Origin of the sequence: Streptomyces sp. NPDC048643 (genome assembly GCF_040650615.1) — a bacterium.
GTDB lineage: Bacteria > Actinomycetota > Actinomycetes > Streptomycetales > Streptomycetaceae > Streptomyces.
The window spans coordinates 92,151-118,572 of record NZ_JBEZHO010000022.1 but is presented as its reverse complement, the minus strand read 5'-3'; the positions used below and the strand labels follow the sequence as shown (position 1 = coordinate 118,572).

Sequence of the window (26,422 nt, the reverse complement as noted above, 5' to 3'; positions counted from 1 at the left end):
TCACTGTCCTTCCCGGTCGGATACGACCGATGCGTATCGATTCCCACCCGTTGTGCTGTCCACGACGGCATGGCCGCCGGTGGACCCGAAGCCCGCTGCGGCCCGCGCCGAGTCGGGGAGTTCCGCGACCTCCCGGAAGCGAACCTTCTCGACCTGCTGGACGACCAGTTGAGCAATCCGGTCGAAGCGCTCGAACCGCACCGACTCGTGCGGGTCGAGATTCACCACGATCACCTTGATCTCCCCACGGTACCCGGCATCAACCGTCCCCGGGGCATTCACGAGGGCGACGCCGCAGCGGGCGGCGAGGCCGGAGCGCGGGTGCACGAAGGCCGCGTACCCCTCGGGCAGCGCGATGGACACGCCCGTCGGCAGGACGGCCCGTTCGCCGGGCTTCAGCTCGCGGCTCTCGGTGGTCCGGAGATCGGCTCCGGCGTCACCGGGGAGCGCGTACTCGGGAAGCGGGACGTCCGGGTCGACGCGGCGGATCAGCACGTCGAGTTCGGGACGGGGGTCACGGGTCACGGGTTCACCTCGAAGGCACGGGCTCGCCGGATCTGGTCCGGGTCGTTCATGGCGGCCCGGATCTCCTCCGGGCGTCCGTTGTCGATGAAGTGGTCGACCTTCACCTCGACGAACAGGGCGTCGGCGCGGACGGCGACGGGTCCGTCGGGACCGCCGATCCGACCGGTGGCGGTGCAGTAGATCTTCCGGCCGGCCACCGCGGTGACCTCGGCCTCCAGATACAGCACCGTGTCGACGGGGACGGGGCGGACGAAGTCGGTCTCCAGCCGCCCGGTCACGGCGATCGTCCGCAGCAGCCAGTTCAGGGAGCCGAGCGTCTCGTCCAGCGCGGTGGCGAGGACACCACCGTGCGCGAGACCGGGGGCGCCCTGGTGCACGGGCCGCACGGTGAACTCCGCCGTGATGCGGACACCGTCACCCGCGCGGGCCTCCAGATGGAGCCCGTGGGGCTGTCCCCCACCGCACCCGAAACAGTGTTCGTAGTGTGCTCCGAGCGGCTCACCGGGAGCGGGCGCGTCGGGGTGCCGCACCGGCGCGACGGCGTCGGCGGGAGGCGTCAGAGCTGCGGAAGTACCACTCACAGGCGCAGACCTTACCCGCGCGTCCACCAAGTCCTCGCACCGTGCCAAGCTTGGCTTCATGCAGCTCTCCGCATCCCCGTACGAAGAACGCCTCACCGCACCCCGGTCGTGGTGGGTGATCAGCTTCCTGGTCGGGCTGGCGATGGCCCTCGTGTTCCTCCCGTTCGGCACCCTGCCGATGCTGGGAGCCCTGGTCGGTGGCACCGCCGTGGCGGCGGTCGCGGCCAGTGCGTACGGCTCGATCCGCATCCGGGTGGTCGGTGACGCGCTCATCGCCGGCGACGCGAGGATCCCCGTGGCGGCCCTCGGCGACGCGGAGATCCTGGATCAGGAGGAGGCGCGCGCCTGGCGCACGTACAAGGCCGACACCCGCGCCTTCATGCTCCTGCGCTCGTACATCCCGACGGCCCTGCGCGTCCAGGTGACCGACCCGGCGGACCCGACGCCGTACCTGTACCTGTCGACCCGGGAGCCGGAGCGTCTGATCGCCGCCCTGGAGGCGGCGCGTGCGTCGGACCGGCCTGCCACGCCTCGCGCGCCGCACGAATGATCGCCAGGGCCTGATCCGGACGGACAGGCCCTGGGGGAACGCTCTCGGCGTCCGATCGTCAGTGCCCCAGCTCTTTGGGGATCTCGCCGATCCGCAGCGGATCGGCCGGCTCCTCCAGCGGAGGAAGCTCCGGGAGGTCCTCCCACGGCACCTGCATCTTGCGCAGGTCCTTGCGGATGTGGCCCGCCAGACGCTTGGTGTCCCGGCGGTTCATCACCGCTCCGACGGCGGCGCCGACCATGAACGGCATCAGGTTCGGCAAGTCGCGGACCGTCCGCTTCATGATCTGCTGGCGCAGCTCGCGCTTCATCTGACCGCCGAGCGCGGCGTTGATCGTCACGGGCTTCGTCACGTCGATCCCGCGCTCGCCCGACCAGGAGTTCAGGTACGCGGTGCTGCGCTGCTTGAGGTTGCCGGGCGGCCTGAGACCGTAGACCTCGTGGAGTTCGGCGATCAGTTTGAGTTCGATCGCGGCGACGCCGGTGATCTCGGCGGCCAGCTCGGTGGGCATGGCAGGCGGCACCGGCAGCATGGCGGCGGCGCCGACTCCGGCACCGACGGTGGAGGTCGCGGCGGCGGCGCCCGCCACGAGCTTGTCCGCGAGTTCTTCGGGCCCGAGGCCCGGGAACTGCTTGCGGAGGGTCGCGAGGTCCCGTACGGGAACGCGCGGGGCGAGATCGATGATCCGGTCGGCGAGATACGCCAGGCCCGCCCTGGCCCGGCTGCCGCTCTTCTGGACGCCCTTCTTGACCCCGTCCCGGACCGCCGCCACACGCCGCCTCGCGGCGGGTGCGGGTGTGTCCGGCGAGGCCGTCAGGTCGCCTGTGGCGCCCGCTCGGTCGAGCGAGGCTGATCCCTGTTCGGAAGAGCCCCGCTCGTCGTCACGCACGCCTTCAGGGCCCTCGTGGGGCCCTCCGTCCGCTCCCCTGGGGAAGCGGCGCTTCCAAGGAGGGGTCGAGCCAGTCACGGCCGACCCTGCCTCAGTCGCAGTCGCGGCAGATCGGCTGGCCGTTCTTCTCGCGGGCCAGCTGACTGCGGTGGTGCACCAGGAAGCAGCTCATGCAAGTGAACTCGTCCTGCTGCTTGGGCAGCACCCGGACGGCCAGCTCTTCGTTCGAGAGGTCCGCTCCGGGCAGCTCCAGGCCTTCTGCGGCCTCGAACTCGTCTACGTCGACGGACGACGTGGACTTGTCGTTCCGGCGAGCCTTCAGTTCTTCAAGGCTGTCCGAGTCGACGTCGTCGTCGGTCTTGCGTGGGGTGTCGTAATCCGTTGCCATGTCAGCTCTCCCCCTCTGGGTGTCTGCGGTGTCTCGACGCACGTAACGCGTGAGAGGCCGGACTTGTGCCCGACCTGAGGCGGAGATTTTGCCTCACATCAAGGTCTGTTACTCAATCGACACCCAACCGGACTCCCCATGAGTGATCGGCTTGGATGGCGATGCGGACCGTACACGGTCCGAAGGCCGCACATCAAAGGCGTCCCACCGTGTACTTCCCGTGATCAGGACCCCCGAAAACCCGGATTTTCCCGGCTTTCCGACAGCTTGCATGATCACGGAGAGTGGATGGACACGAATTCGCCCTTGTGATCGATCACACACGGGCCGCCCGGGTGGGCGACCAGAAAATTCCGCGCAAAGCGAACATCAACGCGTGTCGGCGACATGGTCTCAGACAGGAAGGGTGACGCGCATCACGAGGCCACCCCCTTCGCGAGGCTGAGCGACGATGTGACCGCCGTGCGCGCGGGCCACCGACCGGGCGATCGACAGGCCTAGGCCCACACCCTTGTCACTGCCGGTGCGCTCGGTGCGCAGCCGCCGGAAAGGCTCGAAAAGATTGTCGACCTCGTACGCGGGAACGACCGGTCCCGTGTTCGACACGATCAGGACCGCCTGGCCGTGCTCCGCCTCGGTGACGACCTCGACCCAGCCGTCCTCCGGCACGTTGTACCGCACGGCGTTCTGGACGAGGTTCAGGGCGATCCGCTCCAGGAGGACGCCGTTGCCCTGGACGATCACCGGATGCCTCTCCCCGCGGATCTTCACGCCCTTCGCGACCGCCTCCGCGTGCACCTGGTCGACGGCCTGCGTGGCGACCTCGGCGAGGTCCACGGGCTTGCGCTCGACGATCTGGTTGTCGCTGCGGGCGAGCAGCAGCAGGCCCTCTACGAGCTGCTCACTGCGTTCGTTCGTGGCGAGCAGAGTCTTACCGAGTTGTTGGAGTTCCACGGGTGCGCCCGGATCGGACAGATGCACCTCCAGGAGGGTGCGGTTGATCGCGAGCGGGGTGCGTAGTTCGTGCGAGGCGTTGCCGACGAACCGCTGCTGGGCGGTGAACGCGCGTTGCAGCCGTTCCAGCATGTCGTCGAAGGTGTCCGCCAGCTCCTTCAACTCGTCGTCCGGACCGTCCAGTTCGATACGCCGGGACAGATCCGAACCGGCCACCGCGCGCGCGGTGCGCGTGATGCGTCCGAGCGGCGACAGCACCCGGCCCGCCATGGCGTAGCCGAACGCGAAGGCGATGACGGCGAGACCGAGGAGGGCCAGCAGGGAGCGGCTGAGCAGGTTGTCCAGGGCGTGTTGACGCTGTTCGTTGACGCAGTCGTTCATCGCGCTGTTGAACACGTCGGGCGAGGCCTTGTCGGGCAGGTTGCACATGGTGCTCGTGACCTTGCCCTCGGTGATCTTGAACGGCAGCTCGCTGCCGACGTTCAGCGCCTGCGCCGCGAGCAGGTAGATGATCGACAGCAGCAGGATGCCGGCGATCAGGAACATGCCGCCGTAGAGCAGCGTGAGCCGTATGCGGATGGTCGGGCGCAGCCAGGGGAACGGCGGCTCGGGACGGGGGTCCCAGGTGGGCTTGGGAGGCGCCGTGGGCGGCGCGGGAGTGGTGGCCACGGCGGATCAGATCCTGTAGCCGGAGCCGGGCACGGTGACGATCACCGCGGGCTCGCCGAGCTTGCGGCGCAGCGTCATGACGGTCACACGGACGACGTTGGTGAACGGGTCGGTGTTCTCGTCCCAGGCCTTCTCCAGCAGCTGCTCGGCGGAGACGACGGCTCCCTCGCTGCGCAGCAGCACCTCCAGCACGGCGAACTCCTTGGGCGCGAGCTGGACCTCCTTGCCGTCCCGGAAGACCTCACGCCGGTTCGGGTCGAGCTTGATCCCTGCGCGCTCCAGGACAGGGGGCAGCGGCACGCTCGTACGGCGGCCGAGGGCACGCACGCGTGCCGTCAACTCGCTGAAGGCGAAGGGCTTGGGGAGGTAGTCGTCGGCGCCGATCTCCAGGCCCTCGACGCGGTCGCTGACGTCTCCGGACGCGGTCAGCATCAGCACGCGGGTGGGCATGCCGAGCTCGACGATGCGGCGGCAGACGTCGTCACCGTGCACGAGGGGGAGGTCGCGGTCGAGGACGACCACGTCGTAGTCGTTGACCCCGATGCGCTCCAGGGCGGCCGCGCCGTCGTACACGACGTCGACGGCCATGGCCTCCCGGCGCAGTCCGGTGGCCACCGCATCGGCGAGCAGCTGCTCGTCCTCGACGACGAGTACGCGCACGTCGCTTGTCCTTCCTCTGTCCACCGGCGCGGCGCGTCTTCGGGCGCCCCGCGGGCAGGTCTGTCACGGATGAGGGCTCCATCCTGCCCTTTTCGGCCATAAACCGGCTGTAAGGCGGGTGGGGCGCCGAGAGTCCCGTGCACGGGACCGGGAATGCCGGATTTTCTCGCCGGGTTGAGGTTTCCACGGAAGAGAGCGGGGGGAGGACGGCTTTACACCCCGCGATCACGCTCTGCACGTGGCAAGCCACCTTGTGGTACGTCCAACCGCTTCCGCAGAGCGGGCGTGGGTGTCCGGCACCGTCGCCGCCCAGCCCGGGCAGCGCTGGGCGGCACCCATTCAGAGACGTGATCGCCCCTTCCGATCGGCACACCCCCGTGCCACCCGACCCACGACCCAGGACGAGGGGGCGCAGCATGGACGCATTCACGGCAGGACTTCTGCAGCGCATAAGGGCGACCGAGACCGACCTGACGCGTGCTCGCGAAACAGGTGACGACTTCCTCGCCGAGGTCGAGCAGGCCGAGCTGGACGACCTGCACCGCCTTGCCGCCGAGCACGGTGTGGAGGTCGGCGCGGGCGCGACGCGCGTCTGATCCGTACGCAGGACAGCGGGGCCCCGGTATCGATCCAGTACCGGGGTCCCGCTTCGTTTTGGTTCTCTGTCGCCGTCCGATGCGCCGCGTTCCGTCGGCGGGCCGACGGCGGGCCGCCGAGGGCCCGCAGTTGCCGCGCGTGACGCGGGCGCTCCGGTCCGTCAGTCGTGCCAGGCCCCGAAGTCCTCCAGGAGCTGCTGGAGGGGCTCGAAGACACCCGGGGAGGCAGCCACCGCGAGATCGCCTCCGGGGCGCTCTCCGGGGCGTCCACCGGTCACCGCGCCCGCCTCACGGGCGATCAGGTCCCCCGCCGCGAGGTCCCAGGGGTGTAGGCCGCGCTCGTAGTACCCGTCGAGGCGGCCGGCCGCGACGTCGCACAGGTCGACCGCGGCCGAGCCGGAGCGACGGACGTCGCGGACCAGCGGGATGAGCCGCTGGACCACGTCGGCCTGGCGGACCTTGACGTCGGTCACGTAGTTGAAGCCGGTGGCGACGAGGGCCTGGTCGAGGGACGGCGACGGGCGGCAGGTCAGCCGCCGCTCGCCGACCCAGGCGCCGGTGGCGCGGGCGCCGCGGCCGCGAACCGCGTGGTAGGTCTCGCCGCGCATCGGGGCCGCGACGACGCCGACGACGGTCTCGCCGTCCTGCTCGGCCGCGATCGACACCGCCCAGGTCGGCAGTCCGTACAGGTAGTTGACCGTGCCGTCGAGCGGGTCGACGATCCAGCGGATGCCGCTGGTGCCCTCGGTGGCGGAGCCCTCCTCGCCGAGGAAGCCGTCGCGCGGGCGGTGCTCGGCGATCAGGTTGGTGATCAGCTTCTCGGCGGCGATGTCCATCTCGGTGACGACGTCGATCGGGCTGGACTTGGTGGCGGCGACCGTCAGGTCCGCGGGGCGGCCGTCCCGCAGCAGCGCGCCGGCGCGGCGGGCCGCCTCGTGCGCGAGCTGGAGCAGTTCGGTCTGCAGGGGCGCGGTCACGGGGCTCCTCATGCGTAGGGGCTGTCGGCGCCCGCGGCGGCGGGCTTGGGCGTGCGGGCAGGGCAGCAGCCCACCGGACACAGGTCGTGGCTCGCACCCAGGGCGCCCAGGACACACGGTGTCACCCTGCGGCCGCTCTCGGCCGCGGCGCGCTCCAGGACCAGGTCACGAACCGCGGCGGCGAACCGGGGGTCGGAGCCCACGGTGGCCGAGCGGCGCACCGGGAGACCCAGCTCGGCGGCCTTGGCGCGCGCCTCCGTGTCCAGGTCGTACAGGACCTCCATGTGGTCCGAGACGAACCCGATCGGCACCATCACGGCGGCCGGGACACCGGCTCCGTGCAGCTCCTCCAGGTGGTCGCAGATGTCCGGCTCCAGCCACGGGATGTGCGGGGCCCCGGAGCGGGACTGGTAGACGAGCCGCCAGGGGTGGTCGACGCCGGTCCGCTCGCGCACCTCCTCCACGATCAGCCGCGCCACGTCCAGGTGCTGGCGGACGTACGCGCCGCCGTCGCCGTGGCCCTCGACCGGTCCTGAGGTGTCCGCCGCGGCGGTGGGGATGGAGTGCGTGGTGAACGCCAGGTGCGCGTCCGCGCGGACCTCCTCGGGCAGCTCGGCGAGCGACCGCAGGACACCCTCGGTCATCGGCTCCACGAACCCGGGGTGGTTGAAGTAGTGGCGCAGCTTGTCGATCCTCGGCAGCTCCAGCCCCTCGCTCTCCAGAGCGGCGAGCGCCCCGGCGAGGTCCTCGCGGTACTGCCGGCAGCCCGAGTACGAGGCGTAGGCGCTGGTGGCCAGGACCAGGATCCGGCGCCGGCCGTCGGTGACCATCTCGCGCAGCGTGTCGGTCAGGTACGGCGCCCAGTTCCGGTTGCCCCAGTACACCGGCAGGTCGAGGCCGTGGTCGGCGAAGTCCTTGCGCAGCACGTCGAGCAGGGCGCGGTTCTGGTCGTTGATGGGACTGATCCCGTCGAACAGGAAGTAGTGCTGTCCCACCTCCTTGAGCCGCTCCTTGGGGATACCCCTGCCCCGCGTCACGTTCTCCAGGAACGGGACCACGTCGTCCGGCCCTTCGGGACCTCCGAACGAGAGCAGCAGCAGGGCGTCGTAGGGGGTGGCATCGAGCACGTCTGGCATGCCTCCGATCCTGCCACCCGGCACTGACATGCGAGAAACGGCGGGGTGGCGAACGAGGAGCGACGCCCGCGGGCCGCGCCGCGAGACGGCGGGACCGCCTGTTCCGGCCGCGGACCGGGGCGAGTTCAGGGGCGCACGGGGCGTGCGGAAGGGCGCGTCGCGGGCGTGCGCTTTAGGGTGCCCTAACCCGTAAGCTGTATCAGCCAGCTTCACGCCTTACCGAAGTTCGGGCCGCCCGCGGTGACCGGGGGGCCGAGCCGAGCCGACGGAGACCCCCGTGCCCAGCCCGTACCGCGCCCTGTTCGCCGCCCCCGGCTCCAAGGGCTTCTCCGCAGCGGGCTTCCTCGGCCGGATGCCGCTGTCCATGATGGGCATCGGCGTGGTCACGATGATCTCCCAGCTCACGGGGCGGTACGGGCTCGCCGGCGCACTCTCGGCGACCATGGCGCTGGCCGCCGCCGCGCTCGGCCCGCAGGTCTCCAGGATGGTCGACCGGCACGGGCAGCGGCGGGTGCTGCGCCCCGTCACGCTGTTCGCACTCGCCGCCGCGGCGGGACTGCTGCTCGCCGCGCACTTCGAGTGGCCGGACTGGGTGCTGTTCGCGTGCGCCGCCGGCATCGGCTGCGTCCCGAGCATCGGCGCGATGGTCCGGGCCCGCTGGGCGGCCCTCTACGGAGGCACCCCTCAGCTGCACACCGCGTACTCCCTGGAGTCCGTGGTGGACGAGGTCTGCTTCATCTTCGGGCCGATCATCTCCATCGGACTGTCCACGGTGTGGTTCCCGGAGGCCGGCCCGCTGCTCGCCGCCTGCTTCCTCGCGGCCGGTGTCTTCTGGCTGACCTCGCAGCGCGCGACCGAACCCGCACCGCATCCGCGCGAGCAGCACGCCCGCGGTTCCGCGCTCCGCTCGGCCGGACTCCAGGTGCTGGTGGCCACGTTCGTGGCGACCGGGGCGATCTTCGGGGCCGTCGACGTGGTCACCGTGGCCTTCGCCGAGGAACAGGGTCACAAGGCCGGGGCGAGCATCGTCCTGGCGATCTACGCGGCGGGCTCCTGCCTCGCGGGGGCCGTCTTCGGACTCCTGCACTTCAAGGGGGCACCGGAACGCAGGTGGCTGCTGGGCATATGCGCGATGGCCGTGAGTATGATCCCCCTCCTACTGGTCGGAAACTTGCCGTTCCTGGCCGTGGCGCTGTTCGTTGCGGGCCTCTCCATCGCTCCCACGATGATCACGACGATGTCCCTCATCGAGCAGCACGTACCTCGCGCGAAACTGACCGAAGGCATGACCTGGGTGAGCACGGGACTCGCGGTCGGGGTCGCGCTCGGTTCCTCCGTGGCCGGCTGGGTGATCGACACCTCCGGTGCGAAGGCCGGGTACTTGGTTCCGGCGGTGTCCGGAGCCGTCGCGGTCGCGGTGGGTTTCCTCGGGTATCGCCGGCTCAGCAGGCCGGTTCCGCAGCGGGGAGGGTCTCATGAGCACCACAGTGAGCGGGAAGAGCGGCACGTGGCGTAACTGGGCGGGAAACGTCACCGCCCGTCCCGTACGGGAGGTCACCCCCGCCTCGGTCGACGAACTGACCGCCGCCGTACGCCAGGCGGCCGAGGACGGCCTGACGGTGAAGGCCGTCGGCACCGGGCACTCCTTCACGGCCGCCGCCGCCACGGACGGCGTGTTGATCCGTCCTCAACTGTTGACGGGCATTCGCGGGATCGACCGTGAGGCCATGACCGTCACGGTCGAGGCGGGCACCCCGCTCAAGAGGCTCAACCTGGCCCTCGCGCGCGAGGGGCTGTCGCTCACGAACATGGGCGACATCATGGAGCAGACGGTCTCGGGCGCGACCAGCACCGGAACACACGGCACCGGACGTGACTCGGCCTCGATCGCCGCGCAGATCAAGGGCCTTGAGCTGGTGACCGCGGACGGCTCGGTGCTGACCTGCTCCGAGAAGGAGAACCCGGAGGTCTTCGCCGCGGCCCGGATAGCCATCGGCGCCTTGGGCATCGTCACGGCGATCACCTTCTCCGTGGAGCCCGTGTTCCTGCTCTCCGCCCGCGAGGAGCCGATGACCTTCGACAGGGTCACCGCCGACTTCGACGAACTGTTCACCGAGAACGAGCACTTCGAGTTCTACTGGTTCCCGCACACGGGCAACTGCAACACCAAGCGCAACAACCGCAGCGCCGGCCCCGAGAAGCCGGTGGGGACGGTCAGCGGCTGGATCGAGGACGAGTTCCTCTCCAACGGCCTCTTCCAGGTGGTCAACCTGCTCGGCCGCGCCGCCCCCGCCACGATCCCGTCGATCGCCAGGCTCTCCAGCCGCGCGCTCTCCGCGCGGACCTACACGGACATCCCGTACAAGGTCTTCACCTCCCCGCGCCGCGTGCGGTTCGTGGAGATGGAGTACGCCGTCCCGCGCGAGGCCCTCGTCGAGACGCTGCGCGAGCTGAAGTCGATGGTCGAGCGCTCCGCCCTGCGGGTCAGCTTCCCGGTGGAGGTGCGCACCGCGCCCGCCGACGACATCACCCTCTCCACGGCGTCCGGCCGGGACAGCGCCTACATCGCCGTCCACATGTTCCGGGGCACCCCGTACCAGGCGTACTTCACCGCCGCCGAGCAGATCTTCACCGCCCACGAAGGGCGGCCGCACTGGGGCAAGGTGCACACGCGGGACGCGGAGTACTTCTCCGGGGTCTATCCCCGCTTCGGCGAGTTCACGGCGCTCCGGGATCGGCTCGACCCGGATCGGCGCTTTGCGAATGACTACTTGCGGAGGGTGCTGGGGTCGTAGCGGTCGTGCTGGGGTCCGGCGTCGGGGTGTCGTCCCCGGCCTCCGGGGCCGAGGACGCGCCGCCGTCGGGCTCCGGCCGTGACGTCGTGCCGCCGCCGCTTCCCGGCTCGCGCGAAGCGCCCCCGTCGTCGTCGCCGGTGGAGGGGGCGGGCCCCCGGGGAGACTCCGGGGTCGACGAGGGCGAGGAGTCCGGCGACGGCGTCGTACCGGAGTCGGAACCGCCCGAACCGGAACTGTGCCCCTTGAAGGCGTCACCGACGGTCGTGCTCGTGCCGTCGCCGCTGAAGCTCTGGCCCGAGACCAGTTCGTACGTGGTGATCCCGGTCATCGTGACGCCGAAGACGAGAGCGGTGGCGACCAGCGGCCGCTTCCAGCTTCTGACCCGGGCGCGGTAGACGGTGCCCTCGGTGAACTCCCCCGGTGCGCCGACCGGCGCGGCCGCCGACACCTGTTGCGACCTCGGTCTCACCTTCGGTTGCACCGTCACCTCGCGTATCTGCTCCCCGGTGCGCTTGAAGAAGTGCTGGAAGAGCGTTCCCCCGCTGGTGGCGACGACACTGACCAGACCCGCGCCCAGGATCGTCCCGTAGACGCCGAAATAGGACGCGAGTTTCGCGGCGACCACCGCGGCGACCGCACTTCCCGCCACCTGAGGGACGCTCAGGTCCAGCCTCTTCTTCCTCGGTTCCGTGTCGGCACCCGGCTCCTCGCCGCCGACACCCGGCTTCTCACGCATTCCCGGACCTTGCCTGCCTTTCCCGTACTTGATCGACCGATCACACGAGAAAGGGACGTACAGGCGAAACGATTAGTTCCGTTTCTGCCGATTCCGTGAAGTGCGCCACGTTCCCCGGCCCCGGATTCACCGTCAGGAGCGGTCAACTAGCACCCCCCACTCGAAGTTGGGCGGCGCGGCGATCCACGCGCGTGGCCCGAATGGAGTACTGTTGCGAGCCCTGGGTCCGGACTCCCGCCAGGGTGTCCGGGGCCTTGCAGGACCGCCGGGAGGGGGCTCGTTGCACAGGGTGATGGAGTTCGTCACTTAGCGTTGCGAATAGGTAACCGTGCCATAACGGCAGCCTCGGGCCCGCGCCCGACACGCCGGGCAACTCGGCAAGGTTGTGGCAGGCTGCACCCGGGCAGGCCACACTCGACTAGCGGAAGCAGCGACGCACGTGACGTCGGCAGGCACCACCCGGGAGGTCCCCATGCCCGAACTGCGTGTCGTGGCCGTCTCTAACGACGGCACACGGCTGGTGCTGAAGGCTGCGGACAGCACGGAGTACACGCTTCCGATTGACGAGCGTCTGCGCGCCGCGGTCCGCGGCGACCGTCCGCGCCTCGGCCAGATCGAGATCGAGGTGGAGAGCCATCTCCGCCCCCGAGACATCCAGGCGCGTATACGTGCCGGCGCCTCCGCGGAGGAGGTCGCCCAGCTCGCCGGAATCCCCGTCGACCGCGTCCGCCGCTTCGAGGGTCCCGTCCTGGCAGAGCGCGCCTTCATGGCCGAGCGGGCCAGGAAGACCCCCGTGCGCCGCCCCGGCGAGAACGTCGGCCCCCAGCTCGGTGAGGCCGTTCAGGAACGGCTGACGATCCGGGGCGCCGAGAAGGACACCGTCCAGTGGGACTCGTGGCGCCGCGACGACGGCACCTGGGAAGTCATGCTGGTGTACCGCGTCGCGGGTGAACCGCACGCGGCGAGCTGGACGTACGACCCGCCCCGGAGGCTCGTCCAGGCGGTCGACGACGAGGCACGCTCGCTGATCGGCGAGTCCGACGACCTCGCGGCGCCCGAGCCGAGCTTCCCGTTCGTACCGCGGATCGCCAGACTCCCCCGTGACCGTCCGCTGGACCGCGCGCTCGACCGGCAGATGGAGCGGCCGAGCCTGCCCCCGGCCCCTCCGGAGCCGGTCGAGGAGACCGGCGACCGGGACTCGCTCACCAGCCTGCTGGAGGCGGTGCCCAGCTTCCGCGGCGACATGGTGGTGCCCGAGCGCCCGGCGAGCACCGAGCGGCCCGCCGTCGAGGAGCCCGTCACCGAGCCCGAGGAGGAGGAGCCCCCGGCTCCCGCCGCCTCGGCCGGCGCCGGTTCCGCCTACGCGGACGTCCTGATGCCTCGTTCGGTCGGCAGCCACCGCGACCGGCTCGTCGGCTCGACCGACCGCCAGGCCGAGGCCGACGGCGTCCGTCCCGGCCGCAGAGCGGCCGTCCCGAGCTGGGACGAGATCGTCTTCGGCACGCGGCGGAAAAAGCAGGACTAGTCAGGTGTACGAGAACGGGGCCCGCACCGGATCGGTGCGGGCCCCGTTCTCGTACCCGAGGCGCCGCGGCGCCCGGACGTCGTTACGGGCCGGGGTCCACCGGGCCCCGCCGTCACTGCGGGGCGGGGACCACCGTGCCCCGTTGTTCCTTCGGGCCCGGGTTCGCGGAGTACCGCCGTTACTGCGGGTCGGGGCCCACGGCGACCGGGCGGGCGTCGTCCTGGGACCACTCCGACCACGAACCCACGTACAGCGCGGCCGGGATGCCGGCCACGGCGAGTGCCAGGACCTGGTGGGCGCCGGAGACACCCGAGCCGCAGTAGACGCCGACCTCGGCCGTGGGCGTGGCGCCCAGCGACTTGAATCGGTCGGCCAGTTCGGGAGCGGGCCGAAAGAGGCCGTCCTCCGCCACGTTCTCCGAGGTCGGCGCGGAGACGGCGCCGGGGATGTGCCCACCGACCCGGTCGATCGGCTCGACCTCGCCCCGGTACCGCTCACCCGCGCGAGCGTCCAGGAGCAGCCCGGACCGGGCGAGCGCGGCGGCGGCGTCCGCGTCGAGCAACGGCCGTGCGCCGGGCGCCGGTACGAACGTCCCGGGCGCCGGCGCGGGGACCTCCGAGGACACCGGCCCGGTCCAGGCGGCGAACCCGCCGTCAAGCACGCGTACCGACGGATGACCCGAATAGCCCAGCAGCCACCAGGCACGCGCGGCGGCCCAGCCCTGCCCCCCGTCGTACACGACGACGTCCCGGTTCCCGGAGACACCGGCGGTCCGCATCGCGGCGCCGAAGACCTCCGGGTCGGGCAGCGGATGACGACCCGCGGCACCGGCCGGACCAGCGAGTTCGGAATCCAGGTCGACGAAGACGGCCCCCGGGATGTGCGCCTCCTCGTACGCGGAGCGCAGGTTGGGTCCGCCCAGCTGCCAGCGGACGTCGAGGAGGACCGGGGGGTTCGGTCCCGCGAGGTCGCTCGCGAGTTCGGGTGCGGTGATGGTGGCGTTCATGGCCACCATCCTCGCGCACGGGGTGGCCGCGTTGTCCAGGTCCGGCTACTCTGCTCCGCCGGGCAGGTCCGGTCACCGCGTGTACGGGATCGGGCACATGCTGTACAACCGATGGACACCACGCGGCAATCGCTCCGAAACGACGGGGCAACGGCAGTCCGGGCATCCTCCGGCCGTGTGCCGCCGAACGGCGGCGCGGCCAGGACGCGCGGCACGACCGGTGGTGCGAACATCGGGCACGGGGCGTGCACGTACACGACTGAGTACGCGTGTTCGTAGGCGGAAGGTGACCGGCCACCGCGAGGGGCCGAGAAGAGAGTGACGATGACCGAGGCACGGGGGTCAGCCGGCCTGAACGGCACCACGCATGCTCGGCACGCGCCCGGCGCACCCTGCTGGGTGAGCCTGATGGTGCACGAGATGGCCGCGACCCAGGAGTTCTACGGAGAGTTGTTCGGCTGGGAGTTCCAGCCGGGACCGCAGCAGCTCGGCCCCTACGCGCGGGCCATGCTCGACGGCCACGAGGTGGCCGGCATCGGTCAGTTGCCGCCCGACCGGCATCTGCCCATCGCCTGGACGCCGTACTTCGCGTCGGAGGACGCGGACCGGACGGCCGCGACGGTACGGCAGAGCGGCGGCACCGTGGGCGTGGGCCCGCTCGACGCGGCCGAGGCCGGGCGCCTCGCGATCGCCTCCGACCCGTCCGGCGCCGTCTTCGGCATCTGGCAGGTCGCCGCCCACCTCGGCACCGCGATCACCGGCGTGACGGGCACCCCGGCGTGGAACGAACTCGTGACGCGGGACAGCGAGAGCGTCGTCAAGTTCTACCAGGGGGTCTTCGGGTACGAGCTGGAGCCGACCGTCTCCGCCGACTTCGACTACGTGACGCTGCACATCGACGGCACCCCGGTGGCCGGCATCCACGGTGTCGGGAACGCCCTGCCGCGCGACCGGGGCCCGCACTGGCTGACGTACTTCGAGGCGGCGGACGTCGACGACACCGTCCGGCGTGTCACGGAACTCGGCGGTCACCTTCTGCAGGCCGCCCACGACTCCCCGCACGGACGGGTGGCTACGGTGGCGGACCCCGAAGGGGCGATGTTCTCGCTGATCCACGCCGTCACGTGATGATCAACACCGTCATGTGATCCATACGGGCGACGCCGTGGGGATCAGACCGGGGCGATCGGGAGGACGTCCGGTGACAGTGCGCTCGCGTGAGCCGTGGCGGCCGTCATACGGCGGCGGTGGTGCCGGCGGCACAGGACCTCGTAGCCGATGTTCTCCGGCTGGTTGACGTCACCGACGACGACCTGGGCGCCCTCGACGACCATCGCGCCGCCTATGGTGCGGGCGTTGTGCGTGGCGCGGGCTCCGCACCAGCACAGGGCCTCGACCTGGAGGACCTCGACCCGGTCGGCGAGTTCGACGAGACGCTGGGAGCCGGGGAAGAGCTTGGAGCGGAAGTCGGTGGTGATACCGAAGGCGAACACGTCGATGTCGAGGTCGTCCACCACACGCGCCAGTTGGTCGATCTGCCCCGGCGCCAGGAACTGCGCCTCGTCCGCGATCACGTAGTCCGCCCGGCCGCCCTGGGAGAGGTGGTCGACGACGTAGGCGTACAGGTCCTGGTCGTCCGCCACCTCGACGGCGTCGGTGACGAGGCCGAGGCGGGAGGAGAGCTTGCCCTCCCCCGCGCGGTCGTCGCGCGTGAAGATCATGCCCTGCAGACCCCGCGCCGAGCGGTTGTGCTCGATCTGGAGAGCCAGCGTGGACTTCCCGCAGTCCATGGTTCCGGAGAAGAACACCAGCTCGGGCATGGGGAGTCGGGCACCTTTCGGCAGCGGGGCAGGGGGACGGGAACGGCGACGGGGGCGGCCGTCAGGAACGGACTTGAAGGAGCGGGACCAGTTGCTCGACGGGGGTCATCGAGCCGTGGTTGCCGACCATCGCCGACTCCTTGGGCTCCCGCTCGGACGCGATGATCAGGACGTCGTCCCGGGCGGCGGCGATGACGTCGCCGAGCCGGGCGTAGACCCGCTCGTCGACGTGCGGGCCGAACCAGCCCGCCGCGATCGCCTCGTCCCGGGACGCGATCCAGAACTGCTCGCCGAGGACCTCGCGCCAGCAGGCGAGCACGTCCGCCTGGGCTCCCGGGACCGCGTACACGTGACGGGCGCGGCCCTCGCCGCCCAGCAGGGCCACGCCGGCGCGCAGCTCCCAGTCCTCGTCGAAGTCGATGCGGTGCTGCTCGTCGAACGGGATGTCGATCATGCCGTGGTCGGCGGTGACATACAGCGCGGAGCGCGGCGGGAGCTGCTCCGCGAGACGCTGGACGAGCCGGTCGACGTACATCAGCTGGCCGCGCCAGGGGTCGGAGTCGATGCCGAAACGGTGGCCCTTGCCGTCGACCTCGGCGTAGTACGTGTAGACCAAGGAGCGGTCGCCGGCGGCCAGTTGCTCGGCGGCGAGGTCCATGCGCTCCTCGCCGGACAACCGTCCGTGGAACGTGCCGCCGCTCAGCGCGATCTTCGTGAGCGGCGTGTTCTGGAAGGTGGGCGAGGAGACCTGGGCGGTGTGCACGCCCGCCGCGTCGGCGAGCTGGAAGATCGTGGGGTGGGGCTGCCACGCGCGCGGGTCGGTCCACGGGTTCCAGCGGAGCTGGTTCATCAGCTCGCCGGTCGCGGGGTTGCGCGCGGTGTAGCCGGGCAGACCGTGCGCGCCCGGGGGCAGACCGGTGCCGACGGAGGCGAGGGAGGTCGCGGTGGTGGCCGGGTAGCCCGCCGTGATCGGACGCCCCGTGCCGCCGCGCGAGGAGGCGAGGAGCGAGGTCATGAAGGGGGCTTCGTCCGGGTGGGCGCGGAGCTGCTCCCAGCCGAGACCGTCGATCAGGAAGACGCAGTTCCGGTCGGCCGGGGCCAGCTCCGGTATGGCGGCGGTCATCCCGGGCACGGACATGCCGGCGGCGAGCGTGGGCAGCACGTCGGCCAGCGATCCGGCGCCGTATTCGGGGACTGGCGCGGAGTCGATGGCGAGCGGTTCCGGGTGGTCCCAGGTGGGCAGGGCCATCAGCGGGTGACGTCCGCGGTCGCTTCGGAGAGGGACTGCGCGAAGGCGAGGGCCTGCTGCACGGTCTCCGGGCCGTCCCCCGCCTCGCTGACGCGCAGGCTCAGGTCGTCGGCCGTCGAGTTGCCCGTGTAGCCGTGGTCGGCCTCGCAGTTGGGGTCGCCGCAGGCGGCGGGCTCCAGGTCGATACGGCTGACGGCGCCCCAGCCGATGGTCAGGACGACCTCGCGCGGCAGCGTGCCCGGGGTGTACGACTCGGGGTTCGCGACGACGCGGCTGACGACGACGGACGAGATCCGGCCGAGCTTCACGGACTCGGTCGACGTCGTGGCGTAGGGGGTGGGAGACGTGGTGTCCGCGTTCTGCTCGTCGGTGTGGCTGACGATGAAGCGGTTGCCGGTGAGGACGAGCACGGTGACGTGGCGCCGCACCTCGTTCGCGTCGAACGTCGTCTCCTGATGGACCAGGTACGACCGGATGGTCTCGCCGCCGATCGCGGCCTCCACCGCCTCGGCCACGAGGGCCGGGTAGTAGCCGCTGCGCTCGATCGCCGCTCGCAGCCCCTGGGTCGTCGTACTGGTCTTGGCCATGACGTCCATCCTACGGGGGCCCACTGACTGCGAGGCACCGCTCGCGCGGGTCGGTCGTGGACGGGTCGCGTCGGACCCGCACGGCGACCGGGGAGGCCGGGCCCGTACGGGCCGGGTGAACGCCCGCCGGGCGGTCTCCGGGGTCAGACGACGGGCAGGGTGCGGGGGCCGAGGTCGTCCCGGATCGGGGCGCGGGCGAGCCGCACCGTGGCGCCCAGGACGCTCACGCCGGTCGGGGCGACCACCACCGGCTCCAGAGCGACCGCCACGACCTCCGGATGGTCGTCGACCAGCCGGGACACACGCAGCATGAGCTCTTCGAGGGCCGCCGTGTCCACCGGCGCGGAGCCGCGCCAGCCGAACAGGAGCGGTGCCGTCCGGATCGACCGGACCAGCGAGGTCGCGTCCCGGTCGGTGACCGGGACCAGCCGGTGCGCCGTGTCCCCGAGCAGCTCGGAGGCGGCTCCGGCGAGCCCGAAGGAGAGCACCGCCCCTGCCGCCGGGTCGATCACCGCGCGGACCACCGTGTCGACGCCGCGCGGCGCCATCCCCTGTACGACGGGGCGCAGCACGGTCGGCGTCCCGAACAGTTCGGTCAACTCCGCGTACGCGCGGCGCAGTTGTTCCTCGTCCGCCAGGTCCAGCCGGACGCCGCCCAGGTCGGCCCGGTGCCGCAGGTGCGGGGCGGTGGTCTTGAGGGCCACCGGGTAGCCGATGGCATCTGCCGCGGCCACGGCGTCGTCCGGGGTGGGAGCGGGCAGCGCGCGGTGCACGTCGATGCCGTACCGCCCGAGCAGCGCGCAGGTGTCCTCGCCGTCGAGGGTCAGTCCCTCTCCGCGCGTGAGGAGGCCGTCGATCAGCTCGGCCGCCCCCTTCTCGTCGATGTCCTCGTACTCGGGGACCTTTCCGGGCTCTCCGGCGTCGAGCCGCCACTGGGCGTACTTGACGGCCTCGGCGAGAGCGCGGACGGCCCGCTCGGCGGCGGGGTAGGCGGGGATGAGCCGGGAGTCCGCGCGGTCGGCGCTCACCTCGGCGGGCGGCGTGCCGTCCGCGGGGTGGAAGCGCTGGGCCGCGGCGGACGCGCCGCCGCTTGCCGCCCCGGCGGCCTGAGGAGCGGTGCTGGCAGCGGCGGAGAGGGCCTCGGCCAGGCCGCCGAGCTCGACGTGGACGACGAGGACGGGCTTGGCGGGGGCCGCCGCGGCGGAGGAGCGGAGCGCCTCGGCGAGTGCGGCGTCCGCGGTGGAGGTCTCCCCCACCGCCGGGATGGCCGTCACGACCACGGCGTCGCAGCCGTCGTCGGCGAGTGCCTCCGACAGCGCCCGGTGGAAGTCGGCCGCCGAGGCGGCCGTGGTCAGGTCCTTCGGCGGCAGCGGCCGCAGGCCCTCGGCGAGGCAGGCGTCGTACGTGAGGAGGCCCAGCGACTCCGAGTTCCCGACGATCGCCACGCGGGGCCCTCTGGGGAGCGGCTGGCGGGCCAGCAGCAGTCCGGCGTCGACGAGTTCGGTGATCGTGTCCACGCGGATCACCCCGGCCTGGCGCAGCAGGGCGGAGACGGTGGCGTGCGGGAGCCGCGTGGCGCGTACGGCGTGTCCCTGGGGGGCCGCTCCGCCGTGCCGTGCTCCCTGGACCACGACCAGCGGCTTCGCCGCGGCGGTCCGGCGCGCGAGACGGGTGAACTTGCGCGGGTTGCCGATGGATTCGAGATACATCAGGGCGACATCGGTGTCCGGGTCGTCGAACCAGTACTGGAGGACGTCGTTGCCGGACACGTCCGCCCTGTTGCCGGAGGAGATGAAGGTCGACACGCCGGTCACGCCGGTGACACCTCCGCCCCGCCGGTGCAGCCGGGAGAGCAGGGCGATGCCGATGGCGCCGGACTGCGCGAAGAGTCCGATCCGTCCGGGACGCGGCATCTCCGGGGCGAGGGAGGCGTTCAGCCGCACGTCCGGGGAGGTGTTGATGACGCCGAAGGCGTTCGGTCCGATGATGCGCATCCCGTACGTGCGCGCGTGCCGGACGAGTTCGCGCTGGCGCTCGCGTCCCTCCGCGCCGCTCTCGGCGTACCCGGCGGAGACCACCACGAGCCCCTGCACCCCGTGTTCACCGCACTCCGTGACGACCTCGAGGACCTGCTCGGCGGGGACGGCGACGACCGCGAGGTCGACGGGTTCCTCGATGTCGCGCACGGAGCGGTGAGCGGGGACGCCGTCTAGCTCCTTCTCCTCCAGAGCCCTGTTCACCGCGTACAGGCGACCGGTGAAGCCGGCTCCGCGAAGGTTGTCGAGGACGCTGCGGCCGACTCCTCCGGGGGTGCGCCCCGCCCCGATGACGGCGACCGAGCCGGGTGCCAGGAGCCGCTTCACGGACCGGGCCTCGGCGCGCTGCTCCCGGGCACGCTGCACGGCGAGCGAGCGGTCGGTGGGCTCCAGGTCGAACTCCAGGCGTACGACGCCGTCCTCGAAGCTGCGTTTCTGGGTGTACCCGGCGTCCGTGAACACCTTGATCATCTTGTTGTTCGCGGGCAGCACCTCGGCGGCGAAGCGGCGGATGCCACGCTCGCGGGCCACGGCCGCGACGTGTTCGAGCAGGGCCGAGGCGACACCGCGGCCCTGATGGGCGTCCTGCACGAGGAAGGCGACCTCCGCCTCGTCGGCGGGCGCGGACGCGGGCAGACCCCGGGCGTCGATCCGGTCGTAGCGCACCGTCGCGATGAACTCGCCGCCGATCGTGGCCGCGAGGCCCACCCGGTCGACGAAGTCGTGGTGCGTGAAACGGTGGACGTCCTTGGCGGAGAGCCGGGGGTAGGGCGCGAAGAAGCGGTAGTACTTCGACTCGTCCGACACCTGCTCGTAGAAGCTCACCAGGCGCTCCGCGTCGTCGACCGTGATGGGCCTGACGCGGGCCGTGCCGCCGTCGCGCAGCACCACGTCGGCCTCCCAGTGCGCGGGGTACTCGTGCCGGTCCGACGGGGTCTGCATGCGCCCCAGACTACGGCTCGCGTACGACAATGGCGCGAGGCAGTCTGTGGGGTGCGGACATCGTACCGGGGCCATGGTGGGAGGCTGCTCGTGGGCGGGAGGCAGGGCCGTCCGGGCACGCTTCACGATATGGGACACTGGTCTAGACAACCCTGAACAGCTGAAGGGCAGCATCACATGGCCGAGCGCCGCGTCAACGTCGGCTGGGCTGAGGGCCTCCACGCCCGCCCCGCCTCCATCTTCGTCCGGGCCACCACGGCCTCCGGCGTCCCCGTGACGATCGCCAAGGCCGACGGCAACCCCGTCAACGCGGCCTCCATGCTGGCGGTCCTCGGCCTGGGCGCCCAGGGCGGCGAGGAGATCGTCCTCGCGTCGGACGCCGAGGGTGCGGACGCCGCTCTCGACCGTCTGGCGAAGCTGGTCGCCGAGGGGCTCGACGAGCTCCCCGAGACCGTCTGAGCCCCCGAGGCACTCGGACATCACACGGCTGAGCCGCGCCATCCCTCGTCGGGAGGCGCGGCTCAGCCGTTTTCGTACCTCCCCCCGCGTTTTCGTACGCCGTCCCGGAATTCACGGCGACACGTCCGGATCACACCCTGCGCGAACGAAAAGAACGCGTGCCCGAAATTCCCGGCACGCGAATAAAACGGCAGCAGAAATAGCTCCCCGCCGAATAACCCTCTTTGTATACGGTGCCCGTGTTAATGACGCTGGCCCGTCATGTTTACGGGATGTTGCGAAGTCCTCACACGGTCCTGCCGGTCCCCGCCGGCCGGAAATCGCAGCCGGTGTGCGGCCGCCGAGCGCTCCGCGTGCAGCGCGGTGATCGCGCGGGCCCGCTCGCCGTCCCCACGGGCGACCGCGTCCACGATGCCGCCGTGCTCGGCCCAGGACTCCGCGGGGTTGGCCGGCGCCTCGACCGCGTACATCCAGGCGATCTTGTGCCGCAGCTGGGACAGCGTCGACGTCAGCGCGGGACTGCCCGAGGCCTGTGCGAGCGTCTCGTGGAACCAGCCGCCCAGGGAGCGCAGATCCTCGCTGTTGCCCCGCCTGGAGCGCTCCTGACCCAGCCTGACCAGCCCGCGGAGCACCTTGAGGTGCGCCTCAGTACGGCGCTGCGCGGCGCGCGCGGCTCCCAACGGCTCCAGCAGCATGCGCATCTCCAGGAGATCCGCACCCTCCTGCTCGCTGGGCTCGGCGACGCAGGCGCCCGCGTGCCGCCGGGTGACCACGAAGCCCTCGGCCTCCAGGGTGCGGAGTGCCTCGCGCACAGGGACGCGCGAGACGCCGTAGCGCCGCGCGAGCAGTTCCTCGGTGAGCCGGCCGCCACGCTCGTAGACGCCCGCGACGATGTCGTCGCGGATCGCCGTGCATACCGAGTGCGCCGGAATACGCATGACCGGACCTCCGCTTTAATCCCCGCGAAACGCCATCGATTGACGCTTGTTCAGTGACTCTATTGCAGGAAGCCTTAATTTCCGATGGCGGGCCTGAATCCATGGATATTTTTTGGACAGACGGCCTCCGGAAACGACGATGCCCCGGCTCGGTGAGCCGGGGCATCGAAACGGTGGAGAAGCCGCGAAGCGGTCGTCAGACGTTCACGCCGTGCGAGCGGAGGTACGCGACGGGGTCCATGTCGGAGCCGTACTCCGCGGTGGTGCGCGCCTCGAAGTGCAGGTGCGGCCCCGTGGTGTTGCCGGTCGAGCCGGAGAGCGCGATCTGCTGGCCCGGAGTGACCGTCTGGCCCACGGAGACACCGATGGACGACAGGTGCCCGTACATGGTGTACGTGCCGTCGTGCATCTTGATCACTACTTGATTGCCGTAGGCGCCGCCCCAGCCGGTCGTGACGACGGTGCCGGCGCCGACGGAGTGCACCGAGGTGCCCGACGCGGCGTGGAAGTCGACACCGGTGTGGCTGCCGGACGACCAGAGGCTGCCGCCGGTCTCGTAGCCGGTGGAGACGTACGAGCCGGTGATCGGCATGACGAAGGTGTTGAGCCGCTTGCGCTCGGCGGCACGGGCGGCGCGCTCCTTGCTCTCGCGGGCCTTCGCGGCCAGCTCGGCGGCCTTCTTGCGCGCGGCTCGCTCGGCCTTCTCCCGCGCGGCGGCCACGTCGGCGGCGTGCTGCTGGGCGGCGGCCTGCGCGTCGATCTGCTCGGCGACGGAGTCACCGATGGTGATGGCCTGGGTCAGCCCGGTCTGTTCGGCGGACGGTGTCGCGGCGAACGCGGGTGCCGCGAGGGTTCCGAGGACACCGGTGGTGGTGAGGGCCGCGACGCCGACGGCGTTCTTCGTGGTGCGCTGCACGCGGCTCGGACGACGATGCTTCCCGGTGCCACAGGTGAACGCCATGTAAGGGCTGATCCTTTCCTTCCTTCTCGCCTACCGGGTTAGCTGACGGGTTCGGAGCAGGAAGGTCTCCTACGGGCCCCCTCCGGGGAGGGCGTCCGATTCACCCCAGGGACTACGTGTGGGTCCCCGGCTCCCCTGGCTCGCGCCATGCGGGGACTCGGCGATGACTGTCCGGTGCCGCGGGCGCGGCGCACTGCCTGACGAACAGCCGGACTGACGCTAAACGCGAGATCTTTCGAACAACAAACGGATCACGGTTTTTGTAGCGCATCCCACAGCACAGAAGGCAACCTCCGCACCAATACGGACATCTTGGGGGCGATGTCCGCGTAAAAGAGGGCCCTGGTGACTCTTCAGTCACCAGGGCCCATCTCGGTCACACGGTCCTACTCGGCGGTGACCACGGTGACTTCACCGATGCCGAGCGCCCTGACGGGCTCCTCGATCTGCGCGGCGTCGCCCACCAGGACGGTCACCAGACGGTCCGTCGGGAAGGCGCTGACGGCGGCCGCGGTGGCCTCCACCGTGCCGGTCGCGGCCAGTTGCTGGTAGAGCGTCGACTGGTAGTCGTCCGGCAGGTACTGCTCGACCTGGTCGGCGAGCGTGCCCGCGACGGCCGCGGCGGTCTCGAACTTGAGGGGCGCCACGCCCACCAGGTTCTGCACGGCGACGTCGCGCTCCGCGTCGGTCAGTCCCTCGGCCGCGAGGGTGCGGAGCACCTTCCACAGGTCGTCGAGCGCCGGGCCGGTGTTCGGGGTGTCCACCGAGCCGCTGATGGCGAGCATCGCGGCTCCGGTGCCGTCCGGCGCGGAACGCAGGACCTGGCCGAACGCCCGCACCCCGTACGTGTAGCCCTTCTCCTCGCGCAGGACGCGGTCCAGACGCGAGGTGAGGGTGCCGCCGAGGCAGTACGTGCCGAGCACCTGGGCGGGCCACACACGGTCGTGGCGGTCGGCGCCGACCCGCCCGATGAGCAGCTGCGTCTGGACGGCGCCGGGGCGGTCCACGATGATCACGCGGCCCGTGTCGTCGGCGTGCACCGGCGGTACCGGGCGCGGCTCGGCGGTCGAACCGGTCCAGGAGCCGAGGGTGTCACCGAGCAGCGCGTCCACGTCCACGTCGGTGAGGTCGCCGACCACCACGGCGGTGGCCGTCGCGGGACGCACGTGCTTCTCGTAGAAGGACCGTACGGCCGCGGAGTCGATCTTCTGGACGGTCTCCTCGGTGCCCTGGCGCGGGCGCGACATGCGCGCCGTCGGCGGGAACAGCTGCCGGGAGAGCTCCTTGGCCGCGCGGCGGGCCGGGTTGGCCGTCTCGTGCGGGATCTCGTCGAGCCGGTTGCGCACCAGCCGCTCGATCTCGCTGTCCGCGAAGGCCGGTGCGCGCAGGGCGTCCGCGAGCAGGCCGAGGGCCTTGGGCAGACGCGAGACGGGCACTTCGAGGGACAGCCGGACACCGGGGTGGTCGGCGTGCGCGTCGAGCGTGGCGCCGCAGCGCTCCAGCTCGGCGGCGAAGTCCTCGGCCGAGTGCTTGTCGGTGCCCTCGGAGAAGGCGCGCGCCATGATCGTGGCGAGGCCGTCCAGGCCCGCGGGCTCGGCCTCCAGCGGCGCGGCGAGGTTCACCTCGACGGCGACGACCTGCTGGCCGGGGCGGTGGCAGCGCAGGACGGTCAGGCCGTTGTCCAGGGTGCCGCGCTCGGGGGCGGGGAACGCCCAGGGCTTCGGCTGGCCGGCCTGGGGCTGCGGATGGAAGTCCATGGTGGCGAGCTCGGTCACTTCGCCGCCTCCTCGTCGGTGTCGTCAGCGGCGTCGGTGGCTTGGGGGGCGGTGGGTTCGTAGACGAGCACCGCGCGGTTGTCGGGACGCAGGCGGGCCTTGGCGACCTCCTGGACCTCCTCGGCGGTGACCCCCAGGACGCGCTGTACGGCGGTCAGGGCGAGCTGCGGGTCGCCGAACAGGACGGCGTACCGGCACAGTTCGTCCGCGCGGCCCGCGACCGTACCGAGGCGGTCCAGCCACTCGCGCTCCAACTGGGCCTGCGCGCGCTCCATTTCCTCGGCCGTCGGGCCCTCCTCGGCGAACCGGGCGAGCTCCTCGTCGACGGCGGCCTCGATGACCGGGACCTCGACGTCACCGGACGTCTTCACGTCCAGCCACCCCAGAGAGGGCGCACCGGCGAGCCGCAGCAGGCCGAAGCCGGCGGCGACGGCGGTGCGGTCGCGGCGCACCAGCCGGTTGTAGAGCCGGGAGGACTCGCCGCCGCCGAGGACGGTGAGAGCCAGGTCGGCCGCGTCGCACGCGCGCGTGCCGTCCTCCGGGAGGCGGTAGGCGGCCATCAGCGCGCGCGCCGGGACCTCCTCCTCGACGACCTCGCGCAGCTGCTCCCCGATGGTCTCGGGCAGCGAGCCGTCCCGCGGGGCGGGCTTGCCGTCGTGCCCGAGGACGGAGCCGAAGTACTTCTCGACCCAGGCGAGCGTCTGCTCCGGGTCGATGTCGCCGACGACCGACAGAACCGCGTTGTTGGGCGCGTAGTACGTGCGGAAGAACGCGCGGGCGTCCTCCAGGGTCGCCGCGTCCAGGTCCGCCATCGACCCGATCGGGGTGTGGTGGTACGGGTGGCCCTCGGGGTACGCGAGCGAGGTCAGCTTCTCGAACGCGGTGCCGTACGGAACGTTGTCGTAGCGCTGGCGGCGCTCGTTCTTCACGACGTCACGTTGGTTCTCCATGGACTCGTCGTCCAGCGCGGCGAGCAGCGAGCCCATGCGGTCGGCCTCCAGCCAGAGGGCGAGCTCCAGCTGGTGGGTGGGCATGGTCTCGAAGTAGTTGGTGCGCTCGAAACTCGTCGTGCCGTTGAGCGAGCCGCCGGCGCCCTGGACGAGTTCGAAGTGGCCGTTTCCGTGGACCTGCTTGGAGCCCTGGAACATCAGGTGCTCGAAGAGGTGGGCGAGCCCGGTCCGGCCCTTGACCTCGTGGCGCGAGCCGACGTCGTACCAGAGGCACACCGCCGCGACCGGGGTCAGATGGTCCTCGGAGAGCACCACACGCAGGCCGTTGGCCAGGCGGTGCTCGGTCGCTGTCAGGCCGCCGGAGCCTGCCTCAGCTGTGGCCGTGTGACCCATGGGCATGTACGTCCCTTCGATCGCGGAACTGCGTCATTCCTGTCGGTCCTGCCACTGTATGCAAGCGCGCGGACGCCTGGCGAAGTTCCCGCACCTCGTACGCCGAGAGCGAGAACCGCGAGCGCCCCCCGCACGCCCCCGGGAACCTTCCGGACACCGGGCGGGACGGGTGCGGCAGGGGTCCGGCGGACGCCACGACGACGGCTCGGGAACGGTCGCTCCGGGGCCCGCGGAGCGCTCCGGGAGGCCGCTACGGACGGGTCGCGGTCGGCGTTGTCAGCGGGGCGGTCCACAATGGTCCGCGTCAGAACCCGTTCATGCCCCG

Annotated in this window: 25 protein-coding genes and 1 riboswitch; of the genes, 7 read left to right on the top strand and 18 right to left on the bottom strand. The window is 71.3% G+C overall.

Annotated features, from left to right (window positions below; translation table 11 throughout):
- Together dut and AB0C62_RS22555 are read right to left on the bottom strand one after the other, a co-directional pair.
- Entirely contained in the window at nucleotides 1-525 is a 525-nt protein-coding gene (gene dut / locus AB0C62_RS22560) for a dUTP diphosphatase (protein WP_362975721.1), read from the bottom strand.
- The gene (locus tag AB0C62_RS22555) at nucleotides 522-1,106 is read right to left on the bottom strand and encodes a PaaI family thioesterase (protein ID WP_362975719.1); all 585 of its coding nucleotides are present in this window, start codon (nucleotides 1,104-1,106) and stop codon (nucleotides 522-524) included. The genes dut and AB0C62_RS22555 overlap by 4 nt, the downstream gene beginning before the upstream one ends.
- 58 nt (nucleotides 1,107-1,164) lie before the next feature.
- Between AB0C62_RS22555 and AB0C62_RS22550 the strand changes: the two genes are divergently transcribed.
- Nucleotides 1,165-1,656: a DUF3093 domain-containing protein gene (locus tag AB0C62_RS22550; protein ID WP_362975717.1), complete on the top strand. Its 492-nt coding sequence runs from the start codon at nucleotides 1,165-1,167 to the stop codon at nucleotides 1,654-1,656.
- A gap of 58 nt (nucleotides 1,657-1,714) precedes the next feature.
- Here AB0C62_RS22550 and AB0C62_RS22545 read toward each other — a convergent pair whose 3' ends face one another.
- The 4 genes from AB0C62_RS22545 to AB0C62_RS22530 form a co-directional block, all read right to left on the bottom strand.
- The gene (locus AB0C62_RS22545) at nucleotides 1,715-2,623 is read right to left on the bottom strand and encodes a hypothetical protein (RefSeq protein ID WP_362975715.1); all 909 of its coding nucleotides are present in this window, start codon (nucleotides 2,621-2,623) and stop codon (nucleotides 1,715-1,717) included.
- A gap of 13 nt (nucleotides 2,624-2,636) precedes the next feature.
- Nucleotides 2,637-2,933, bottom strand: coding sequence for a DUF4193 domain-containing protein (locus AB0C62_RS22540; protein ID WP_003997302.1), 297 nt, complete (start codon nucleotides 2,931-2,933; stop codon nucleotides 2,637-2,639).
- Between the two features lie 393 nt (nucleotides 2,934-3,326).
- Nucleotides 3,327-4,556 (bottom strand): HAMP domain-containing sensor histidine kinase, encoded by a 1,230-nt coding sequence (locus AB0C62_RS22535; RefSeq protein WP_362975713.1) that lies wholly within the window; start codon nucleotides 4,554-4,556, stop codon nucleotides 3,327-3,329.
- Between the two features lie 6 nt (nucleotides 4,557-4,562).
- On the bottom strand, nucleotides 4,563-5,216 hold the full coding sequence (locus AB0C62_RS22530) for a response regulator transcription factor (protein WP_164375176.1): 654 nt from the start codon (nucleotides 5,214-5,216) through the stop codon (nucleotides 4,563-4,565).
- A 416-nt stretch (nucleotides 5,217-5,632) separates the two neighbouring features.
- Here AB0C62_RS22530 and AB0C62_RS22525 point away from each other — a divergent pair, with 416 nt between their 5' ends.
- Nucleotides 5,633-5,812, top strand: a complete 180-nt coding sequence (locus AB0C62_RS22525) for a hypothetical protein (protein ID WP_081219847.1) — start codon at nucleotides 5,633-5,635, stop codon at nucleotides 5,810-5,812.
- Between the two features lie 161 nt (nucleotides 5,813-5,973).
- Here the strand turns inward: AB0C62_RS22525 and AB0C62_RS22520 are convergent, their stop codons facing one another.
- Together AB0C62_RS22520 and AB0C62_RS22515 are read right to left on the bottom strand one after the other, a co-directional pair.
- Nucleotides 5,974-6,789: an inositol monophosphatase family protein gene (locus AB0C62_RS22520; protein WP_362975711.1), complete on the bottom strand. Its 816-nt coding sequence runs from the start codon at nucleotides 6,787-6,789 to the stop codon at nucleotides 5,974-5,976.
- An 8-nt stretch (nucleotides 6,790-6,797) separates the two neighbouring features.
- The gene (locus AB0C62_RS22515) at nucleotides 6,798-7,925 is read right to left on the bottom strand and encodes a ferrochelatase (protein ID WP_362975709.1); all 1,128 of its coding nucleotides are present in this window, start codon (nucleotides 7,923-7,925) and stop codon (nucleotides 6,798-6,800) included.
- Between the two features lie 277 nt (nucleotides 7,926-8,202).
- Here AB0C62_RS22515 and AB0C62_RS22510 point away from each other — a divergent pair, with 277 nt between their 5' ends.
- Entirely contained in the window at nucleotides 8,203-9,441 is a 1,239-nt protein-coding gene (locus AB0C62_RS22510) for an MFS transporter (RefSeq protein WP_362975707.1), read from the top strand.
- Nucleotides 9,401-10,720, top strand: a complete 1,320-nt coding sequence (locus AB0C62_RS22505) for a D-arabinono-1,4-lactone oxidase (protein WP_362975705.1) — start codon at nucleotides 9,401-9,403, stop codon at nucleotides 10,718-10,720. Before AB0C62_RS22510 ends, AB0C62_RS22505 begins: the two co-directional genes overlap by 41 nt.
- Here the strand turns inward: AB0C62_RS22505 and AB0C62_RS22500 are convergent.
- Nucleotides 10,644-11,456 (bottom strand): hypothetical protein, encoded by an 813-nt coding sequence (locus tag AB0C62_RS22500; RefSeq protein ID WP_362975703.1) that lies wholly within the window; start codon nucleotides 11,454-11,456, stop codon nucleotides 10,644-10,646. The two genes, AB0C62_RS22505 and AB0C62_RS22500, sit on opposite strands and share 77 nt — an antisense overlap.
- A gap of 439 nt (nucleotides 11,457-11,895) precedes the next feature.
- Between AB0C62_RS22500 and sepH the strand changes: the two genes are divergently transcribed.
- Entirely contained in the window at nucleotides 11,896-12,981 is a 1,086-nt protein-coding gene (sepH, locus tag AB0C62_RS22495; protein WP_362975701.1) for a septation protein SepH, read from the top strand.
- Between the two features lie 178 nt (nucleotides 12,982-13,159).
- Here sepH and AB0C62_RS22490 read toward each other — a convergent pair whose 3' ends face one another.
- On the bottom strand, nucleotides 13,160-13,987 hold the full coding sequence (locus AB0C62_RS22490; RefSeq protein WP_362975699.1) for a sulfurtransferase: 828 nt from the start codon (nucleotides 13,985-13,987) through the stop codon (nucleotides 13,160-13,162).
- A gap of 324 nt (nucleotides 13,988-14,311) precedes the next feature.
- On the opposite strand from AB0C62_RS22490, the gene AB0C62_RS22485 reads away from it, so the two are divergent.
- Nucleotides 14,312-15,115: a VOC family protein gene (locus AB0C62_RS22485; RefSeq protein WP_362975697.1), complete on the top strand. Its 804-nt coding sequence runs from the start codon at nucleotides 14,312-14,314 to the stop codon at nucleotides 15,113-15,115.
- Nucleotides 15,116-15,159: 44 nt separating this feature from the next.
- Here AB0C62_RS22485 and AB0C62_RS22480 read toward each other — a convergent pair whose 3' ends face one another.
- From AB0C62_RS22480 to AB0C62_RS22465, 4 genes are all read right to left on the bottom strand, one after another.
- The gene (locus tag AB0C62_RS22480; protein WP_362975695.1) at nucleotides 15,160-15,807 is read right to left on the bottom strand and encodes a thymidine kinase; all 648 of its coding nucleotides are present in this window, start codon (nucleotides 15,805-15,807) and stop codon (nucleotides 15,160-15,162) included.
- 61 nt (nucleotides 15,808-15,868) lie between these two features.
- Complete coding sequence (locus AB0C62_RS22475) at nucleotides 15,869-17,056, bottom strand: nucleotide pyrophosphatase/phosphodiesterase family protein (RefSeq protein WP_362975693.1); 1,188 nt, start codon at nucleotides 17,054-17,056, stop codon at nucleotides 15,869-15,871.
- Nucleotides 17,056-17,643: a DUF5998 family protein gene (locus tag AB0C62_RS22470; RefSeq protein ID WP_362975691.1), complete on the bottom strand. Its 588-nt coding sequence runs from the start codon at nucleotides 17,641-17,643 to the stop codon at nucleotides 17,056-17,058. Before AB0C62_RS22470 ends, AB0C62_RS22475 begins: the two co-directional genes overlap by 1 nt.
- A gap of 143 nt (nucleotides 17,644-17,786) precedes the next feature.
- Nucleotides 17,787-20,621 carry a GNAT family N-acetyltransferase gene (locus tag AB0C62_RS22465; RefSeq protein WP_362975689.1) on the bottom strand — a complete coding sequence of 945 codons (2,835 nt, stop codon included), beginning with the start codon at nucleotides 20,619-20,621 and terminating at the stop codon, nucleotides 17,787-17,789.
- A 177-nt stretch (nucleotides 20,622-20,798) separates the two neighbouring features.
- Here AB0C62_RS22465 and AB0C62_RS22460 point away from each other — a divergent pair, with 177 nt between their 5' ends.
- Complete coding sequence (locus tag AB0C62_RS22460) at nucleotides 20,799-21,080, top strand: HPr family phosphocarrier protein (protein WP_081219834.1); 282 nt, start codon at nucleotides 20,799-20,801, stop codon at nucleotides 21,078-21,080.
- A gap of 242 nt (nucleotides 21,081-21,322) precedes the next feature.
- On the opposite strand, the gene AB0C62_RS22455 is transcribed toward AB0C62_RS22460, so the two are convergent.
- The 4 genes from AB0C62_RS22455 to AB0C62_RS22440 form a co-directional block, all read right to left on the bottom strand.
- Nucleotides 21,323-22,018 (bottom strand): GntR family transcriptional regulator, encoded by a 696-nt coding sequence (locus tag AB0C62_RS22455; protein ID WP_362975687.1) that lies wholly within the window; start codon nucleotides 22,016-22,018, stop codon nucleotides 21,323-21,325.
- 196 nt (nucleotides 22,019-22,214) lie between these two features.
- Nucleotides 22,215-22,979, bottom strand: coding sequence for a M23 family metallopeptidase (locus AB0C62_RS22450; protein ID WP_362975685.1), 765 nt, complete (start codon nucleotides 22,977-22,979; stop codon nucleotides 22,215-22,217).
- Nucleotides 22,980-22,992: 13 nt separating this feature from the next.
- A riboswitch (cyclic di-AMP (ydaO/yuaA leader) is annotated at nucleotides 22,993-23,152 on the bottom strand.
- Between the two features lie 213 nt (nucleotides 23,153-23,365).
- The gene (locus AB0C62_RS22445) at nucleotides 23,366-24,754 is read right to left on the bottom strand and encodes a pitrilysin family protein (protein WP_362975683.1); all 1,389 of its coding nucleotides are present in this window, start codon (nucleotides 24,752-24,754) and stop codon (nucleotides 23,366-23,368) included.
- Nucleotides 24,751-26,097 carry a pitrilysin family protein gene (locus tag AB0C62_RS22440; RefSeq protein ID WP_362975756.1) on the bottom strand — a complete coding sequence of 449 codons (1,347 nt, stop codon included), beginning with the start codon at nucleotides 26,095-26,097 and terminating at the stop codon, nucleotides 24,751-24,753. Before AB0C62_RS22440 ends, AB0C62_RS22445 begins: the two co-directional genes overlap by 4 nt.
- Nucleotides 26,098-26,422: the final 325 nt, after the last annotated feature.

Coding starts and splice junctions, on each gene's coding strand:
- AB0C62_RS22550 (WP_362975717.1), top strand. CDS start 1,165: ATGCAGCTCTCCGCATCCCCGTACGAAGAACGCCTCACCGCACCCCGG.
- AB0C62_RS22540 (WP_003997302.1), bottom strand. CDS start 2,933: ATGGCAACGGATTACGACACCCCACGCAAGACCGACGACGACGTCGAC.
- AB0C62_RS22525 (WP_081219847.1), top strand. CDS start 5,633: ATGGACGCATTCACGGCAGGACTTCTGCAGCGCATAAGGGCGACCGAG.
- AB0C62_RS22515 (WP_362975709.1), bottom strand. CDS start 7,925: ATGCCAGACGTGCTCGATGCCACCCCCTACGACGCCCTGCTGCTGCTC.
- AB0C62_RS22505 (WP_362975705.1), top strand. CDS start 9,401: ATGAGCACCACAGTGAGCGGGAAGAGCGGCACGTGGCGTAACTGGGCG.
- AB0C62_RS22500 (WP_362975703.1), bottom strand. CDS start 11,456: ATGCGTGAGAAGCCGGGTGTCGGCGGCGAGGAGCCGGGTGCCGACACG.
- AB0C62_RS22490 (WP_362975699.1), bottom strand. CDS start 13,987: ATGAACGCCACCATCACCGCACCCGAACTCGCGAGCGACCTCGCGGGA.
- AB0C62_RS22485 (WP_362975697.1), top strand. CDS start 14,312: ATGACCGAGGCACGGGGGTCAGCCGGCCTGAACGGCACCACGCATGCT.
- AB0C62_RS22480 (WP_362975695.1), bottom strand. CDS start 15,807: ATGCCCGAGCTGGTGTTCTTCTCCGGAACCATGGACTGCGGGAAGTCC.
- AB0C62_RS22475 (WP_362975693.1), bottom strand. CDS start 17,056: ATGGCCCTGCCCACCTGGGACCACCCGGAACCGCTCGCCATCGACTCC.
- AB0C62_RS22470 (WP_362975691.1), bottom strand. CDS start 17,643: ATGGCCAAGACCAGTACGACGACCCAGGGGCTGCGAGCGGCGATCGAG.
- AB0C62_RS22465 (WP_362975689.1), bottom strand. CDS start 20,621: ATGCAGACCCCGTCGGACCGGCACGAGTACCCCGCGCACTGGGAGGCC.
- AB0C62_RS22460 (WP_081219834.1), top strand. CDS start 20,799: ATGGCCGAGCGCCGCGTCAACGTCGGCTGGGCTGAGGGCCTCCACGCC.
- AB0C62_RS22455 (WP_362975687.1), bottom strand. CDS start 22,018: ATGCGTATTCCGGCGCACTCGGTATGCACGGCGATCCGCGACGACATC.
- AB0C62_RS22450 (WP_362975685.1), bottom strand. CDS start 22,979: ATGGCGTTCACCTGTGGCACCGGGAAGCATCGTCGTCCGAGCCGCGTG.
- AB0C62_RS22440 (WP_362975756.1), bottom strand. CDS start 26,097: ATGGGTCACACGGCCACAGCTGAGGCAGGCTCCGGCGGCCTGACAGCG.